The sequence below is a fragment of the Gracilibacillus timonensis genome (genome assembly GCF_900086715.1).
In the GTDB taxonomy this organism is placed as follows: domain Bacteria; phylum Bacillota; class Bacilli; order Bacillales; family Amphibacillaceae; genus Gracilibacillus; species Gracilibacillus timonensis.
The window spans coordinates 343,057-360,006 of record NZ_FLKH01000010.1; the positions used below are offsets into that span (position 1 = coordinate 343,057).

The window sequence follows — 16,950 nt, forward strand, 5'->3', positions numbered from 1 at the left end:
GATAATACCTCGTTTGATCCATTCGTGTGAATGACCACTCACACGCCCTTGAGCTCTACTGAAAGGTAACAGTATAGGACCCAACGTCTTATTATACCAAGTTTTATACACTTTACTTATAAAAAGGAAACCCCCATCAGTGGTCAAAGCTGATGGGGTTTCTTATTAAAGAGCGATATCCTTGTTAATCGCCTCTTTGTCATTATACGTTTTAATGTTTAATTTTTTCATAATCTTTGATGTAATCGTACCGGACAAGATCGAGTCATTGACATTCAACGCTGTACGCCCCATATCAATCAACGGCTCTACTGTAATAAGCAGACCAGCCAATGCAACTGGTAAGTTCATCGATGAAAGTACGATCAAGGCTGCAAAGGTTGCACCACCTCCGACACCTGCCACACCAAATGAACTAATACCAATGATTAAAACTAGAGATAGCAGGAAGTTTGGTGATAATGGATCGATTCCTTGCGTTGGCGCAATCATCACCGCCAACATAGCTGGGTAGATACCTGCACAACCATTTTGACCAATCGTTGCACCGAATGAGGCCGCCATGTTGGCTGTACCGCTATGCACACCCAAACTTTCTCGCTGGACCTGGATAGATAGTGGAATCGTACCTGCACTGGAACGTGAGGTAAAGGCAAAGCCTAATACCGGCAGCACTTTTCGAACATACGTAAATGGATTTAACTTGAACACAGCCAGGATAATCATATGAATGATAAACATGATGATCAAGGCCACATAAGAGGCACCAACAAACTTACCAAGCTCTATAATACCAGCAACATTCGTCTGCGCTACGGTATTGGCCATTAATGCTAAGATACCATATGGTGCTAAACGCAAAATAATGGTAACTAACCGCATCACTACGGTATAAATGGTATTAACCAGATCAATAAATTTATCGGCTTGCTCTGGCTGTTTTCTTTTCACACCTAATACGGCAACACCGACAAGCATGGAGAATATGACTACTGCAATAACAGATGTTGCCCTGTCACCCGTCATATCCAAGAAAATATTCGATGGAATAAACTCTAAAATCTTCTGAGGCGTAGTCATATCCTCTACAGAACCCAATCGGTCTTCTAAGTCTAAGCCACGCTCCTGCTCCTCTTGACCAACATCAATCTGATCGGCATTTAAATCAAAAATCGAAGCGCTGGTTACCCCGACCAGGGCAGCAACCATGGCAGTTGTAACCAATATACCAATTACCCATGCCGATATTTTTCCCAAATCCGATGATTTCTCCAAGTTAATGATCGATTGGATGATCGAAACCATGACGAGTGGAATAACAATCATCATTAAGAGCCTGATATAACCGCTCCCTGCAATACTGTACCAATCCGATGATGCACTAACGATTTCAGAGTCTGCGGCATATGCAAACTGCAAAAAGGCACCTAATAAAATTCCCAAACCTAAACCAGTGAAAACACGCTTACTAAATGACACGTGCTTTCGCTGCATAAAAATAAGAATACCTATAAATGCAAGCATTATAGCAACGTTAATTAAAATAAATAAGGTATCCAATGTATTCCCTCCTTTTTTTGTTTTTCGAAATTATCAAAGGCTTAAAACTTATTATTGCTACTATTCCTTTTATGAAATGATGTCCAAATCACCAGTTTGATAAATCCGATAAGATTACTATGGATATATTACTACCATTACTACCTTATGTCAATTATATGAACTGATATTGAAAATAGGAACGAATAATGATTTATTACGGTTTAGTTTATAAAAAGTATATCCTCCTTAACTTGCTTGAAACCCTCTCCCAGCAAAGTAGAAAATCACCAACTCATTGTAAAACAGCGCCAAATATAGTTTTGACGCCGTTCTAAATCCTATTTTATTCGCGTTGCATAGGACTTTTATTCATTGGCAAGTTTCTTATCTTTCTTGATAAAGAAGCTAATGACAACTCCGATAAGTGACAATATAGTAATAACCATAAAAGCCCGGTTGACACCGTGAATCATCGGATAAGCTATATCTGGATCAAGCTTTGCAGCTACTTCCGTTGTCGTCATCACTGTAATAACGATAGCTGTTCCAATCGAGGCTGAAACCTGGCGCATGGTATTGGTCATCGCAGTACCATGTGGAAGCAACTCTCGAGAAAGCTGATTTAAACCGGCCGTTGTCACTGGCATCATGACCATAGACAAACCAAACATTCGTATGGCATACAAAATCATAATCATCAACATCGATGTAGAAGCACCTAAATTAGAAAAGGCAAGAGTAGCAATCGTGATAATCGTTAAGCCGATAATGGAAAGCCATCTTGCACCGAAACGATCAAATATGCGCCCCGTAATTGGCGACATCATCCCATTCACAAGTGCACCGGGAAGAAGTGCGATTCCTGCTTCCATCGCTGTAAAATCGCGACCATTTTGCATATAAAGCGGAATCAGTGTTTCTGCACCAATCAGTCCCATAAACGCAATCATAGGAATAATCGTCGACAAGGTGAAGATTGGATTTTTAAATACTCTGAAATCAAGCATAGGAGTCTTCATACGTAATTGTCTAACAATGAAACATGCTAAAGACACAGCGCCAATAGCTAATGTAGCAATCGTGATAATACTCTCCCAGCCGTTGTTACCCGCGCTTGTAAATCCATATAAAAATCCGCCAAAACCGAAAGATGATAGGATAATCGATAATATATCCAGTTTTGGATATGTTAATTCCGTCACATTTTTCATCACTTTCGCAGCAACTATAATGATAATAATTGCAATAGGCAGGATGATAAGAAAAACGGCACGCCATGAATAAGCGGTGATGACCCAGCCAGACAAAGCCGGGCCAATCGCCGGAGCAAAGGAAATCACAAGTCCTACAAGCCCCATTGCCACCCCTCGATTTCTAATTGGAAAGAGTAGTAAAAATACAGTTTGCATTAGTGGCATAATGACGCCTGCCCCAGTAGATTGAATGGTTCTGCCTAAGAGTAACATACCAAAGTTTGGCGCAAGGGCAGAAAAAGCGGTTCCGACAGCAAACACAATCATCGAGGTAATAAATAACTGTCTTGTCGTGAATCGCTCCATTAAAAACGCCGTAACAGGGATCATTACGCCATTAACAAGCATGAAAACCGTCGTCAGCCATTGCGCCGTATTTGCAGTAACATCCATTTCTTCCATAATTGGCGGAATTGCAGTAATCATTGTTGTCTGATTTAAAATAGAAATAAACCCACCAGTCAGAAGTACGATAATGATAGGTGTTTTATTAAATGATTGCACTTTCTTGAGCTCCTTCCTTCATACATTAAATTACAATAGTGACCATCTTACATGAATGATTTGATTTTGTCGATGATTGTGTTTTTCTTTTCCCTCCCACAATAACCTTTTCACCCCACTATTTCCTAATATACGAAAAACGTTTGACAAGCAAGCCTTTGCTCGCATTATTTCCTGATAATACTTTGTTTGTTCCATTCTTGTAAATGGATCAAGAGCACCTATCCAATCCATGAGAAATGATTTCATTCACCTTAATCATCAAAAGAACATACTGACTACCGATAAGGAGGGGTGATGTTAAGTAGGTAGCGCCTTTTACGGATTGGTGCATTTGATCGTTTTATCTGCGCCATCTAGCACCGACAAACGATCAACTTTACCACATGGAATAGATGGACTGGCTACTTTACATAAGACGTCTTATTCCCCTTGATTCGTTCAAGGTCAAAATCATTCCAAGCCCTATTATACCAAGGATTATTTACTGTCTTTACATATAAAAAAGACCACTCCGAAAAGAGTTGGTCTTTTATTTGACGATTATCTCTGCTCCCACAAAATACAATGGTTTTCACATCATACCCCTGAAACAGACAGGTTTTCTTCCAATTCCACGGCTACATTCCCCTTAATTGCTCTAGAAATCATGCACGATGACTCGGCCTGGCTGATGATGTTTTGCAGCCGCTGTAATTGTTTATCCGTCGCCCCTTTTTGCAAGATTACGATCGGCTTATGGATAATTCGTTTGTACGTGATCACACCATTAGTAACATCGACCTCGCCTACCGAGTTCAATTCCATATGTTGAAGTGGTAGCTCTGCCCTTTCTATCATAGCCGCAAGCGTAATCAAATAACACGTCGAAGCTGCCCCTAATAACATCTCATCAGGGTTTGTCCCAATCCCAGGACCATCCATTTCTGGCGGGATGGAAATCTGTGTCTCTAAATTACCAGCTTTTATATATCCTGACTGATTTCTGCCTCCAGGCCAAGAAGCCTCTAAGGTAAAATGGTGTCGTGCCATGCTTATCACTCCTTCACCATTTATTATAATGGCTTAGCTTGATGACGTTAAACCATACGCCCTTCTTTTTTTCGTTTATTCCCTGAAAGAAACCATCCTGCTAACGCTATCCCTACTAAAATAAGATAGAAAGTCAGTTTCCAAGGTAAAGAATGAGCGAAATCATGGGAAAGGATATGGACATCTTCATGAGCCAGTACACTAACCACTAATTTAACCCCTACCCAGCCAACAATCACAAAGGCGGCAATCTCTAACCCTGGACGATCATGCAATAATTTCACAAATACATTGGCAGCAAATCGCATAATGATTAAACCAATCATCCCACCTGCCAGTACCACAATAAATTGACCAGTATCTAAGCTACCAACCGTACCTAAACCTGTCGCCGGTAATGCTACGGCCAGTGCAACAGCTGCCAGAATAGAGTCTACCGCAAAAGCCAAATCAGCCAGCTCTACTTTAATAACCGTCGCCCAAAAGCCTTTGCCTCGTTGTTTCTTTCGCTTTTCCACTTGGTCATCCGACTTTTCCTTTTTACCAAACTTGTCGTAAAGGTTTTTGATCGATATAATTAATAAGTAAGCCGCTCCAATTGCTTGCACCTGCCAAACATCAACAAGAAAAGAAATAATAAATAAAGAACCGAATCGCAACACAAAGGCACCAGCTAATCCATAGAAGAGTGCCTTTTTCCGTTTTTCCTCCGATAAATGCTTGACCATAATCGCTAGCACTAATGCATTATCCGCTGCTAGAATCCCCTCTAAACCGACTAACACAAGTAATACCCAACCGTACTCTAAAAGTAACTCCACTAGTCCCATCTCCTTTGATATTTCGGCGCTAATTGTGCTTTTTCACTCCATCTACTTGGAATAAAAAAGTGATCTCCACCAGTTGGCAAAGATCACAAAAAACGAGACCTTTACCAACAACAGTGGTAAAGGTCTCGCTAACAACGTTGAGTTGCCAATAATGCCGGAGATGTCTCTCGAAATGACGACATTTATTGTGCAGCTACTCCCCTTTATTGATGTTATAACTATAAGCCTTTTTGTGAAGCCTGTCAATCATCTTTTTGAAAAAACTTGTAATTGGTTTGGCTTTCTTAAGTCGAAAAGGCCATTTCTGCAACACCCACTGTAGCTTCTCTACTATGTAACAAAAAGAAAGATGACTTCTGGAATTAAGTCATCTTTTAGTATGGCCGCACAACGATTATTTTATTCTTTTGAAGAACCAGTTATTTCCTGATACCAGGTCTGTAAATCTGTCTTCATCTGCTCGGTTAACTCAGGATATTCATCTGCTGCATTATGGCGCTCTCCTGCGTCTTTCCGCAAATTAGTCAATTGAATGACATCTTCTGCTGTCTCATCAAAATCAAGCTTTCCATTCCAAACCAGCTTCCAATCTCCTTGCCGCATGGCCAATTGATCATTATATTCCCAGAATAATTGATCATGAGGAGACTGGGGATTTGACTGTCTCGTTAACATATCCACCATGCTTTTTCCGTCTATAGCACGATCAGCAACAGGTATGCCAGCAAACTCCATAAAGGTAGGCAGGATATCCATCATGATACCTGCTTCTTCTACAACTTGCCCACCTTGTATTTGAGCCGGATAACTAAAGATAGCCGGTTCACGAATACCACCTTCAAACAAACTTCCTTTATGTCCTTTAAATATCCCTGCATCACCACCATAATACTTGTCAGGCGTCCCATCCAACCAGTTTCGCACCTCGGTAGAAGGACCATTATCACTGGAAAAGAAAATCATGGTATCTTGATATTGTCCAGATCGTTTCAAGGCATTGATCACTTCTCCGACACCATCGTCCACTGCAGAAATCATTGCTGCCATCACTTGACGATCCCATGGCAAATGAGAAAAACGCTCCATATATTTGGCCGGGGCATGCATTGGATAATGTGGCGCATTATAAGGAACATAGAGGAAAAAAGGCTGATCCTCCCCTTTATCCTGGCCCTGTCCTTGGATAAATTGAACCGCCCTCTCGGTAATTAATTCTGTCATGTATTCGCCATTATTCCAGACCTCTTCCTCATTCTCCCATAAATCATGAACAGGTACTCCCTCCCAGTAAAAGATATGAGAGAAATAATCGACACAACCTGCATGAAATCCAAAGAATTCGTCAAAGCCATGAGCATTAGGACTCGTTTCTGATGTTGTGCCCAAATGCCATTTACCATACATAGCTGTTCGATAACCATGCTGCTTAGCAATCGAAGGTAAACTCTCATGACCATGAGATAATCCTGCGGCACCCCTTTGCCCGCTCAAAATTTGATCCACTTCTGTCCGCATTGGATATTTCCCAGTAAGTAATGCCGCTCTTGACGGAGAGCAAACAGGGGAATTCGAGTACCAGTCGGTAAATCGAACACCGTTTTCCGCCAATTGATCAATATTTGGTGTCTTGATCTGATCCGATCCATAACAGCCTAAATCGCCATATCCCAAATCATCACAATAAAACACAATAAAATTCGGTCTACTCATCATCTTTCCCACCTTTCTTAAAATCGCATGTCTTGGTATTGCTCTAATGCCCTATCCTGATGATTCTTCATCCATTCTGCCAGCAGGTTCCGCATATGACTTAACATCTCTTGATAATCGGTGTTGTCGATCTGATTCACAAGCTCATACTGGTCTTGCTCTAAGTCATATAATTCATCGGTATCCCCACAATTAAAGATATATTTCATCTTGCCATAGCGCAACATTCGCTGTGTATAAAGAATTTCCGCTAAACCATTACCTTCTGTTACCGCTATTTCCGGCCAGTCCGGTACAGGCTGATGATTCACTAGTGGCACCAGAGAGCGGCCATCACCTGTAATGCCATCTTCTGGTATACCTGACCAATTCAAGAAGCTGGCATATAAATCACAAGTACCAACAAACTTCTCCTCCCGACGAGTATTTGACAGTTTCTCTAATGGTTTCACCACCAATGGAATATGGCATGTTTCTTCGTACATAAAGAAATTTTTGTCGCATAAGCCACCATGAATACCCAACGATTCCCCATGGTCTGCTGAGAAAACAATAATGGTATTATCATATAAATCATGCTGTTTCAAATATGCGATTAAGCGTCCAACCTGTTCGTCAATCAAGCTTACATTAGCAAAGTAATGCTTGACGTAAGGTTCAAAGGTTTCCCAATCTCTGTTTTTGGAACGCTTGACATCATGGATAGCTGGTTTATTATTAGACGAATCAATAAAATTACCCCATGGTTCAAGATCCAAATCCCGATACAGATCCAAATGTTTGGTAGTAGCAATATACGGCTCATGCGGTCCCCAGAAATTCAATTGAAAATAGAAAGGCTGGTCTGCTTGACGAAATTGGTCGATATAGCCAATTGCCTGTTCTGTCAGAAAATATTCAACGGTTGTTTCTACTGGTGAAACGACTTCTGCTGCATAATGTCCTTTGTAATGCCCCGTTAATTTATTTGCATATTTTACTTCTAATTGGTGGTCTTTGAGATATTGATGATATTGCTCATAACCATGACCTCCCGCACCATGGCCTGGAAAATCATCCCCCTGATAGCCAACTTCTGTCGGCCCCCAGCCGAGATGCCATTTACCCGTATAGCCAATTTGATAGCCTTGCTTCTTTAACTGGTTGCTTAACAGTCGGTCCGTATTAGGCAATCTATCGTATCTACAGCCAGGTTCTGAAGTGTTATTTCTCATTTCATGATTATGCGGGAACAACCCCGTTTGCATCGATGCCCGTGCTGGGGTACAAACCGGGCAGCTGGCATAAGCATTATCAAACACCACGCTATGTTCTGCTAATTGATCAATATTCGGTGTTTGACATACCTCCCCTCCATATGCATTAAGCGTATCTACTCGTTGTTGGTCCGTTAAAATAAAAAGTATATTGGGTTGATTTTTTGACATATGTATCCTCCTTGGTCACGATTCTAAATGATGTTTTATTGAATGATAGCGGATTACAGACTGAATAGTGTAAAAGATCTACTCAGTCTGTAATCATGCCATTATTAACTATCTGCCCAGCGGTCATAAGCCGTCTGATGAATTTCGACATATCGATCAACATTCATGTTTTCAATGGTGTTTACATAAGAATCCCAATTTGATAATGGTTCAACACCTGTAATAAACTTTGCCTCCATTTGTTCAATATAGGACTCTAGATCGACCTCAATTGTATTGATTTCAGCCTGCTCTTCTTCTGTAAGATACACAAGAGGAAACGGTATTTCTGCATGGGGTTCAATCTTCGTTTCTGTCTCTTCCCTGACAAACTGATCGAACTCATTCTCCTCTTTTCCAGTAATAGGAACGACTAAGCCCGGTGCTGAAATCCCGAAATTCGGCGTTAACGTACCCCGATAATCCTCCGTTGATTCAAAGCCTTCCGGCGCTTCATCATACCATGTTTTTGTTCCTGCTTCTTCATCTTCCCATTCCCAAAGGTATCCTTCAGGACCTTGTGCCAAGAAATCAAAGCCTTCTTGAGAATAGAAATAATCAACCCAGCGGATCGCAGCTTCTGGATTCGGATTATCCTTGGTAATAGCGAATGTTCCTCGGGAAATGGCTGGATTTCGTGTAATAACTGGTTGCTCCGAATACTCACTGGTTAAAGGTTGAAACATTGGATTATTAACAGCTTCTGATGGTGACTGTCCCGTGGCAAAATAAGAAAACCACGTTTGAAATACACCTAATCGGTTACTTTGTCCTTTTGCCGTTTCTTGTTCACCAGTTTGCGCAAAGGTTTCCGGGTCCAATAATTCTTCTTCATATAATTTATTCATAAAAGCTAGAAATTCTCGATAATTTTCCGTAATGGGAGTATACCTTACTGTTCCATTAACTTCCTCAATTCCCCACTCTTTCAAACCAAAGGCACCCATAAGCCATAAACGAGTATATCGCTCTTTTGTATCACTTAAAGGAATTTCATCTGCCTCTCCATTTCCATTAGGATCTTCTGTTTTAAAACGCTTTAATAGTTCATAAAACTCATCAACTGTTTCCGGAAGTTCTTCTACACCTAAGGCATCTAACCATTCCCCATTATACCACATCGGCCCCAATGCCCATGCATTAGTCGGGCCTCTGGAAACCCTAGGTAAGGAATAGATATGTCCATCAACGGTGGTCACAGATTTTTTAATATTTGGATCTTCCTCAAACAGTCGTTGAATATTCGGCGCATGTTCTTCAATGAGATCTTCTAGTGGTAACAATATCCCTTGTTGTCCGTAATCCACCTCCATACCTGGTGTCAAATTATCAGAACCCGCTCCATAAATAACGTCTTTTAAATCTCCACTAGCAAAAGCCAGATTCAATTTCGTTTGAAAATCACTTAAAGGTGGCGTGTCAAATGCAAAATGTACATTTGTCATCTCCTCATACTCTTGCAACACAACCATATCCTTCCACTCTGCTTTCCCTGTTCCAGGAGCCATCATGGTCATGTCAATCGATTCATCTACTATTGGAAAACCATCTTCATTAATACTTACTTCTGGTTGATCTGACTGATCTGATGAGGATGCTTCTTCCTCTTCCTCCCCTGAAGCACATCCATATAAAAAGATGCTCATTAATACTAATACAAATAGAAAATTGCTAATATTACCTCTCATCATTTCCCCTCTCCTTCTTTACTATAATTATGATGGTAAGTGAATATCGCTTTCGTTGAAGGCGTTTTCACTTAACCTTCATTCTATGGAGATGAGGTATTGTAAACAATATGTGAAATTTAATGAGTGTACAAATATAAGATAACTTCCCCATAAAAACGCTTGCAATAGAGGCTTTTGTTAACACAAAATATGTTTTATTTAATAAATATGTAAAACTTGATATTGTGATGTCAGAAGGATCTTATTAGCTTTTTGAACAAATTTCATTGAAAAAGTTTGCGATATTGACCTGGCGTCATACTCTCTACTTGTTTAAAACGCCTGGTAAAATTCGATACATCCTTATACCCAACGGTTTCAACAATTAGTTTAATTGGATGGTTTGTCTCTCTTAGTAGTTTTTTCGTCTCCTCGATACGCATTTGAAAAACATATTCAGTGAACGTAACCCCTGTCTGATCTTTAATAAACTTACTCAAATAAGGGACTGATAAGTGAAACTGATTAGCTAAACCGTCTAAACTAAGTTCAAAATCCTTAAAATGCTTTTGTATATAGGTGAGAATATCATTTATTAAGCGTTCTGTGTGACTAGCTTCTCTTTGTTGCACTCTATTACATATTTCTATTATCACCATCTGCAAGGACTCTTGCATCTGTTCCATGGAATCAAAATCACCAATCGCTTTAAAATCATCAATATTCTTGGTCAAACCAAGCTCCATAGCTGTTTTGATAACCGTGTTAATAATGTCAAAACAGATATACCGTAATGTATTCATCGAAACTTCTGCTTCTCTTAAACTATTCACAATAAAATTAAGCGTTTCGATTGCAACGATTGCATCACCTTCTCTTAAGCTTTGTGACAATTTCATTTGCGATTCTTGCGGATATCCACCTTCTGATTGATGATTAGAAACTAATTCTTCAAAATAAATTGTGCTACCTTGCGAAACCGTCAATTTATGTTCTAGGGATGCCATCGCTTCTATAAAGGAACGATTAATATGTGTTATTTTTTCATAATAGTTACCAACTGCCATCACCTTTATATTAATTTTGCGTTCTTGAAGGATTTTTTTCTGAATAATTCTAGTGATTTGCTTCCTCTTTTTTTGGTTGTTTCCTTCCGTCCTCAAACTTACGATAAATGCAAACAAATATGGATTAAATAATTCAACCCCATTCATTGTTGCTTGTGATAAATTAAAGTCTGATAAGGAAAATATATCTCCTTTATGTTTTGGAATCGTCTCTTCTATAAATTCCACCACTATTACAAAATGCGGACCATGGGCAAATGGCATCGATAAGGTCTCTATTAATTGCTCAACTGTATCCTCACGTTCAATGTCTCCTTTTAAGATATGTGATAACAATTGATCTTTTGCATACGGTTCTTGTAGGTCCAATGTTTCCGTTAAATGCTGCCGGTCGTTTAATATATCAGTGATGGACTGATGAAGGGCTTCTATTTCATTCTGCCCCTTCTGGGTATAACGATTCTTACTTACTTGTGTTAGAGAGGCCAATCGTTTAATCGGCCGATATTGGTTCTGCCCAATAATAATAGCAAGAATCACACCTACTATGAATAAAATAACTATTAATAATACAAAAAAAGTCTCTCGTTGAACTACTCGTTCCGTAAATTGTTCAACATCCATTACCGTAATAAATGTCCAGCCACTCACCTCAGAAGTTATCGAAGAAACAGAATAATCACGGTTATCTATTGTTATCGTGCGAACACCCTGCTGTTGAAACGACTTCTGATTCAATTGTTCCCACGAAACCTCCTCTCCATTTGAAGCAGAGACAATTAACTGATTATTTTCATCAACTATGTACGTACTACCTTGAAAATCACCTAATGTATTCTCTGTTAAATTCGTTAACATAGATTCCTCCACAAAATACATAATGGCTCCGTATGGATTGGGGTTACTTGGAGAAATTGGATATGTAAAAGCCATCATTTTATCTTCGGTACCATTCTTAAACTCCACTTTTTTGGGTGACATTACGGTAGGTATATCACTATTCAAGTAAACTTTGAGTTCTTCCTCAGTAACTTCTTCAAAACGGTAGCTTCGCTGCAACAACTCAGAAAAACTATATGGTCCTTGAGAAGAGTACAACAATTGTTCTTGTTCATAAAGGTAAATAAAAAGTTCATGAATAATCGCATTATTATCTTTAAGATTACTTAATTCTTCAATTGCCTCCCCTCCATAGTATCTATGACTTATCTTATAGGGGGTAAGTTGTGGAGAAAAGGCAATTTTTGAAGCAGTATTTTCTAATTCTTTGATGCGCTCATTCGTAATGCTCTCTATCTGTTCTAGTTTATTGACATTCGAACTCTCTATTTCTTCTCGCAGACTGACAGAAGATTGGTAGTAAACATACAAACTCATAAAAACAAAAGGAATCAGAAAAACAAGAATATAAGATATAATATACCGATATACCAGGCGAGGTTGAAAATAATGATGTTTAGGCATGTCATCCTTCCTTTACAGAGATAGATTCTTTTCTTATCATTCTTAATCATTACCATTTCATTTTTAATATTACCACACTTATATCCATTTTGGTTTAAAGCACAAAGACGTTTATCTCATAACATCAAAGAAATCAACAAAGTAATAACATAGCAAAAATTGGTAAGGTATATTTTCAAAAAATTATAATTGGAACAAAACAGTACCGAGAATGGCTTTTGGAATATCTTATATGGTTTAAACATTTCCAATTTATTTCATTCATTTTGTTTGAACCAATATAATGCAAGAGACAATACTGTTTAAAAAAGCCCAAACGAACTCGATCAGAATATATATGGTCTACCTCCGTAGCATTTAGGACATAACATGTAAGTATTATGATTTTTTTTGATACGTATAACGATATTCACTAGGTGTTAAACCTACTGATGATTTAAATTTCCTTGTAAAGCTAGGAGGATCAATATACCCGATTTCAATTATAATTTCCTTAATCGGTACACTGGTCTCAACTAATTGTTTTTTTACCTCTTTAAGTCGAAGCTCCCAAACATATTGAGAGAAAGTTTTTGAAGTAAAGAATTTTTACATGCAAAGGAAAACCCACAACATCCTATCGTGGGTTTTTCTTGTGAATTATTCTTATTTCTCATCAATAACTCGATCAATTCTTACACTAACTTCTTCTTGTATTTGCTTTAACAGCTGTTCACTTTCTTCTTTGCTATCCGACTTGACTGCAAAATAACTTTTCATCTTTGGCTCCGTTCCTGATGGACGGAAACATACCCATGCATCCTGTTCTAACAAAAATTTCACGACATTGGCCTGAGGTAAATCAATGGTTGTCACTTCACCTGATCGGATTTGTGTTCGTTGGCTGCTATGAAAATCTTCAACTGCTATAACTTCTAACCCCGCTAATTGTTCAAATGGCTGCCGACGAACGTCCTCCATTATCGATTCAATTTGCGCAGCACCATCTTTCCCTTTTAGCGTCAATGCTTGTAATTCTTCCTGATAATAGCCGTGACGTTGATACAAAGCCTCCAAGGCAGTTAAGAGTGTTTCACCCTTCAGTTTCCAATAATTCGCCATTTCACAAGCAGCCACCGCAATTTGAACAGCATCCTTGTCACGAACAAAATCACCAATCAAATAACCATAACTCTCTTCATAGCCAAACAAAAAGTGTCTGATATCTGTCTCAAACTCTTTGATCTTCTCTCCAATATACTTAAAGCCGGTCAAGGTATTCACTGTTTCAACTTGATAATAATCAGCAATTGCTCGCCCTAATTCCGTAGTTACCACCGTTTTTATAAATACACCGTTTTCTCGTTGAGGAGCACTCAATTGAGACAGGGTATAATCCAATAACAAGGCACCCAGCTGATTACCTGTCAACACTTGGTAGCCTCCATCTTGTCGTCGGACGGCAACCCCCAATCGATCAGCATCGGGATCAGCACCAATTAAAATATCTGCACCAATCAGTTTACCTTGTTCCATTGCCATTTCAAATGCCTGATGCTCTTCTGGATTCGGTGAAGAAACGGTGGAAAAATCCGGATCAGGTTGCGCCTGTTCTTTTACCACGTGTACATTGTTAAACCCAATTTGCTTCAGGCCTCTCATCACCAAATCATGTGCAGTTCCATGCAGAGAAGTAAAGACAATCTGTAACGACTTCTCCTGATCTTGCTTTTGAATCCCCTTTAATTGACGTAAATAAGCCTGATCTACTTGCTCACCTACCCATTCGAGCAATCCGGCTGCTTCTATTTCCTTTTGAGGTTTCACTGGTACTTGCAGTTCATCAGATACAGCATGCACCTCATCAATCAGGGCTGTTGCTTCTTCAGACAACATTTGCCCGCCGTCCTGATTATACACCTTAAATCCATTATATTCTGGCGGATTATGACTAGCTGTAATCATAATTCCAGCTGCAGTATGTAAATAGCGAACCGCAAACGATAATAACGGTGTCGGCCGCAGCGAATCAAAAACAAACGTCTTGATCCCATGAACACCTAGCACTCTGGCTGCTTCAATGGCGAACTCTTGTGACATATAACGTGAATCATAGGCAATAACCACTCCACGCTCCCTTGCATTGTCTCTATATTTCACGATATGGTTTGCCAAGCCCTCTACTGCTTTACGAACCGTATAAATATTCATTCGATTGGTTCCAGGACCTAACATCCCACGCATACCCGCCGTGCCAAAACTTAGGTTCGTATAAAAGGCGTCCTCTAGTTCTTTCTTATGGTTCATCATCTCTGTTAACTGCTGTTTTAACGGTTCCTCCATCTCGTCGAATGCATTCCACTTTTTTACATTGTTTCTCCAGTCCATATGTCATCCTCCTTACATACTTACTATCTACCATAGTAGCATAGTCATTTTCATGTTTCTATTACTAGCTTAGCTGTTAACCCTATCATCCCGGATTCAACCTGTGGTAAAATGCAAATACTAGCTTCCTATGAAAGGATGATGATTGTGTTTGAAAAGAAAATAAATAAAATTCTTTTCACCTTTATTCTTATTTTTGCTTTAATTTACCTGATCTCTATTACCAAGTTTATTTTCGAACCAGTTTCTGCTTATCTGGCGGCCATTGCTGTCCCTATAATCGGAGCAGGGATTATCTTTTATATCTCCAATCCGTTCGTTAATTGGTTAGAAAAGAAGAGAATTCCTCGTTTAGCCGGTATAGGTATTGTTTTTCTACTGGTCATTGCGGTTATTACAGTGATCGTTATGTTTATTGCGCCAATTGTACAACGACAATTCACCAACTTGATTAATAATATTCCAGACATGTTCGATAATGCACAAAAATTATTTGACTTATGGCAAGAAAATCAAAATGTGATCCCTTCACAATTTGATGATACCATTGAAAGTATCACTAATAATTTCAATACATACGCTGAAGCTATCACAACAGGAATTATCGGAACGATTGGGAGCATATTCGGTTTTGTATTCTCGATTTTTCTGATCCCGTTCTTCTTATTTTTTATGCTTAAGGACGGTCATAAGTTTGTGCCTTTTGTATCACAATTTTTAAGTCCTGCTAAAGCAAAAAGCTTTCGCACTTTGAGTGATAATGTCAATCACACGCTGGCTTCCTTTATTCAAGGACAATTCATCGTAAGTTTATGTGTAGGGATTATGCTTTATATTGGATATTCGTTCATCGGCTTACGTTATTCCCTTTCTTTAGCACTCTTTGGACTGGTTATGAATTTCGTCCCTTTTATTGGACCTTTTCTTTCAGCGATCCCAGCTATCATCGTGGGTTTCTTCCAAGAACCAATCTTGGCAGTATGGGCAACGGTTGTTATGGTGATAGCTCAACAAATTGAAAGTAATATTATTTCGCCTAATGTCATGGGGAAGAAATTATCGATCCATCCACTTACCGTTATCACTTTGATTTTGGCGGCTGGTGGTATTGCAGGATTTATTGGAGTGCTATTTATTATCCCTGCTTATGCAGTTGTCAAGACAACGATTAGTCATTTTTATCACGAATGGAAGAAAAAACAGCCGGAAGAGGATCCGGATTTGTTTTAAAAGAAGGAGGTTAAGGTTACTGTGGCTTTACGCCAGCAATTGGCGAAAGCCCTGTTACCTTAATGTTAGAAGAGCTTGGCTTTGCGCCAAGCATCCATCATACAAGTCCGCTGGTGCTCGTTCTATACTATCTAATTGTTTAATTCTTTTACCATCACATAATTTGTTTGCTCTTCGTCACCTATATAAATCGAATAGGTGCCTCTTGCTTCAAAGCCCATCTTCTTATGGAAATCGATGGCATTTTTATTCTTGCGCCAAATACCAAGCCATATTTCCTTTTTCTGATGTTCTATTGCTGTATCAATTCCTGTAAAAAGCAACTCTTTTCCTAAACCTTGTTCATGAAAAAGGCTTCTTACATAGATTCGTTCAATCTCCATGGCATCTTCTCCAACTTGATAAGTCTGTGCATCTCCTTGATTTAATTTTATATAGCCTGCTAAGACGTCGTCTACATATTGGAATAAAAAGATTGAAGATGGGTTGGATAATTCTATTTTTAGTTGGTCCAGGTTGAAGGCTTGTTCTAAATATTCATTCATATTTTCCGGTGTGTTTAAGTGGCTGTATGTCTCATTGTACGTGTCCGTTCCAATTTGCTGCAACAATTGCAGGTCATCTAACGTACACCTTCTGATAGTCGTTTTCACAGCATCATCTCCTTAGCAAAAAATGTGAAAGTACCTTGATTTTAGTATATTAGCAAATACTCTATAAGTCAATGAAAACGAATTCAGTTTTGTTTTCATGATGGACATAAAGGCTGTCAACGACTTATAAAAATTGATTAGAAAAACGATGGCTTTCGCTTA

At 39.1% G+C, this 16,950-nt stretch carries 11 protein-coding genes and 1 pseudogene; 1 reads left to right on the plus strand and 11 read right to left on the minus strand.

Annotated elements, in window-relative coordinates:
• Positions 1–165: 165 nt before the first annotated feature.
• From BN6556_RS05585 to BN6556_RS05635, 10 genes and pseudogenes are all read right to left on the minus strand, one after another.
• Positions 166–1,560 (minus strand): L-cystine transporter, encoded by a 1,395-nt coding sequence (locus tag BN6556_RS05585; RefSeq protein WP_066188188.1) that lies wholly within the window; start codon positions 1,558–1,560, stop codon positions 166–168.
• 347 nt (positions 1,561–1,907) lie between these two features.
• Positions 1,908–3,299 carry an MDR family MFS transporter gene (locus BN6556_RS05590; RefSeq protein ID WP_066188190.1) on the minus strand — a complete coding sequence of 464 codons (1,392 nt, stop codon included), beginning with the start codon at positions 3,297–3,299 and terminating at the stop codon, positions 1,908–1,910.
• A 579-nt stretch (positions 3,300–3,878) separates the two neighbouring features.
• The gene (locus BN6556_RS05600; protein ID WP_066188193.1) at positions 3,879–4,331 is read right to left on the minus strand and encodes an OsmC family protein; all 453 of its coding nucleotides are present in this window, start codon (positions 4,329–4,331) and stop codon (positions 3,879–3,881) included.
• 47 nt (positions 4,332–4,378) lie between these two features.
• Positions 4,379–5,152, minus strand: a complete 774-nt coding sequence (locus BN6556_RS05605; protein ID WP_392388583.1) for a TerC family protein — start codon at positions 5,150–5,152, stop codon at positions 4,379–4,381.
• Positions 5,153–5,560: 408 nt separating this feature from the next.
• Positions 5,561–6,874 carry a sulfatase-like hydrolase/transferase gene (locus BN6556_RS05615; RefSeq protein WP_316245312.1) on the minus strand — a complete coding sequence of 438 codons (1,314 nt, stop codon included), beginning with the start codon at positions 6,872–6,874 and terminating at the stop codon, positions 5,561–5,563.
• A gap of 14 nt (positions 6,875–6,888) precedes the next feature.
• Entirely contained in the window at positions 6,889–8,298 is a 1,410-nt protein-coding gene (locus BN6556_RS05620; RefSeq protein WP_066188202.1) for a sulfatase-like hydrolase/transferase, read from the minus strand.
• 104 nt (positions 8,299–8,402) lie between these two features.
• Positions 8,403–10,028, minus strand: coding sequence for an extracellular solute-binding protein (locus tag BN6556_RS05625; RefSeq protein WP_066188204.1), 1,626 nt, complete (start codon positions 10,026–10,028; stop codon positions 8,403–8,405).
• A 263-nt stretch (positions 10,029–10,291) separates the two neighbouring features.
• Positions 10,292–12,538, minus strand: a complete 2,247-nt coding sequence (locus tag BN6556_RS05630; protein WP_066188207.1) for a helix-turn-helix domain-containing protein — start codon at positions 12,536–12,538, stop codon at positions 10,292–10,294.
• Between the two features lie 378 nt (positions 12,539–12,916).
• Positions 12,917–13,105: pseudogene (locus tag BN6556_RS22800) on the minus strand (helix-turn-helix domain-containing protein); the annotation flags it as partial.
• Positions 13,106–13,183: 78 nt separating this feature from the next.
• Positions 13,184–14,905 (minus strand): phospho-sugar mutase, encoded by a 1,722-nt coding sequence (locus BN6556_RS05635; protein ID WP_066188209.1) that lies wholly within the window; start codon positions 14,903–14,905, stop codon positions 13,184–13,186.
• A 141-nt stretch (positions 14,906–15,046) separates the two neighbouring features.
• Here BN6556_RS05635 and BN6556_RS05640 point away from each other — a divergent pair, with 141 nt between their 5' ends.
• Positions 15,047–16,135 (plus strand): AI-2E family transporter, encoded by a 1,089-nt coding sequence (locus tag BN6556_RS05640; protein WP_316245313.1) that lies wholly within the window; start codon positions 15,047–15,049, stop codon positions 16,133–16,135.
• Positions 16,136–16,266: 131 nt separating this feature from the next.
• On the opposite strand, the gene BN6556_RS05645 is transcribed toward BN6556_RS05640, so the two are convergent.
• The gene (locus tag BN6556_RS05645) at positions 16,267–16,788 is read right to left on the minus strand and encodes a GNAT family N-acetyltransferase (protein ID WP_066188213.1); all 522 of its coding nucleotides are present in this window, start codon (positions 16,786–16,788) and stop codon (positions 16,267–16,269) included.
• Positions 16,789–16,950 lie beyond the last annotated feature (162 nt).

Coding starts and splice junctions, on each gene's coding strand:
- BN6556_RS05600 (WP_066188193.1), bottom strand. CDS start 4,331: ATGGCACGACACCATTTTACCTTAGAGGCTTCTTGGCCTGGAGGCAGA.
- BN6556_RS05615 (WP_316245312.1), bottom strand. CDS start 6,874: ATGATGAGTAGACCGAATTTTATTGTGTTTTATTGTGATGATTTGGGA.
- BN6556_RS05620 (WP_066188202.1), bottom strand. CDS start 8,298: ATGTCAAAAAATCAACCCAATATACTTTTTATTTTAACGGACCAACAA.
- BN6556_RS05625 (WP_066188204.1), bottom strand. CDS start 10,028: ATGATGAGAGGTAATATTAGCAATTTTCTATTTGTATTAGTATTAATG.
- BN6556_RS05630 (WP_066188207.1), bottom strand. CDS start 12,538: ATGCCTAAACATCATTATTTTCAACCTCGCCTGGTATATCGGTATATT.
- BN6556_RS05635 (WP_066188209.1), bottom strand. CDS start 14,905: ATGGACTGGAGAAACAATGTAAAAAAGTGGAATGCATTCGACGAGATG.
- BN6556_RS05640 (WP_316245313.1), top strand. CDS start 15,047: ATGATTGTGTTTGAAAAGAAAATAAATAAAATTCTTTTCACCTTTATT.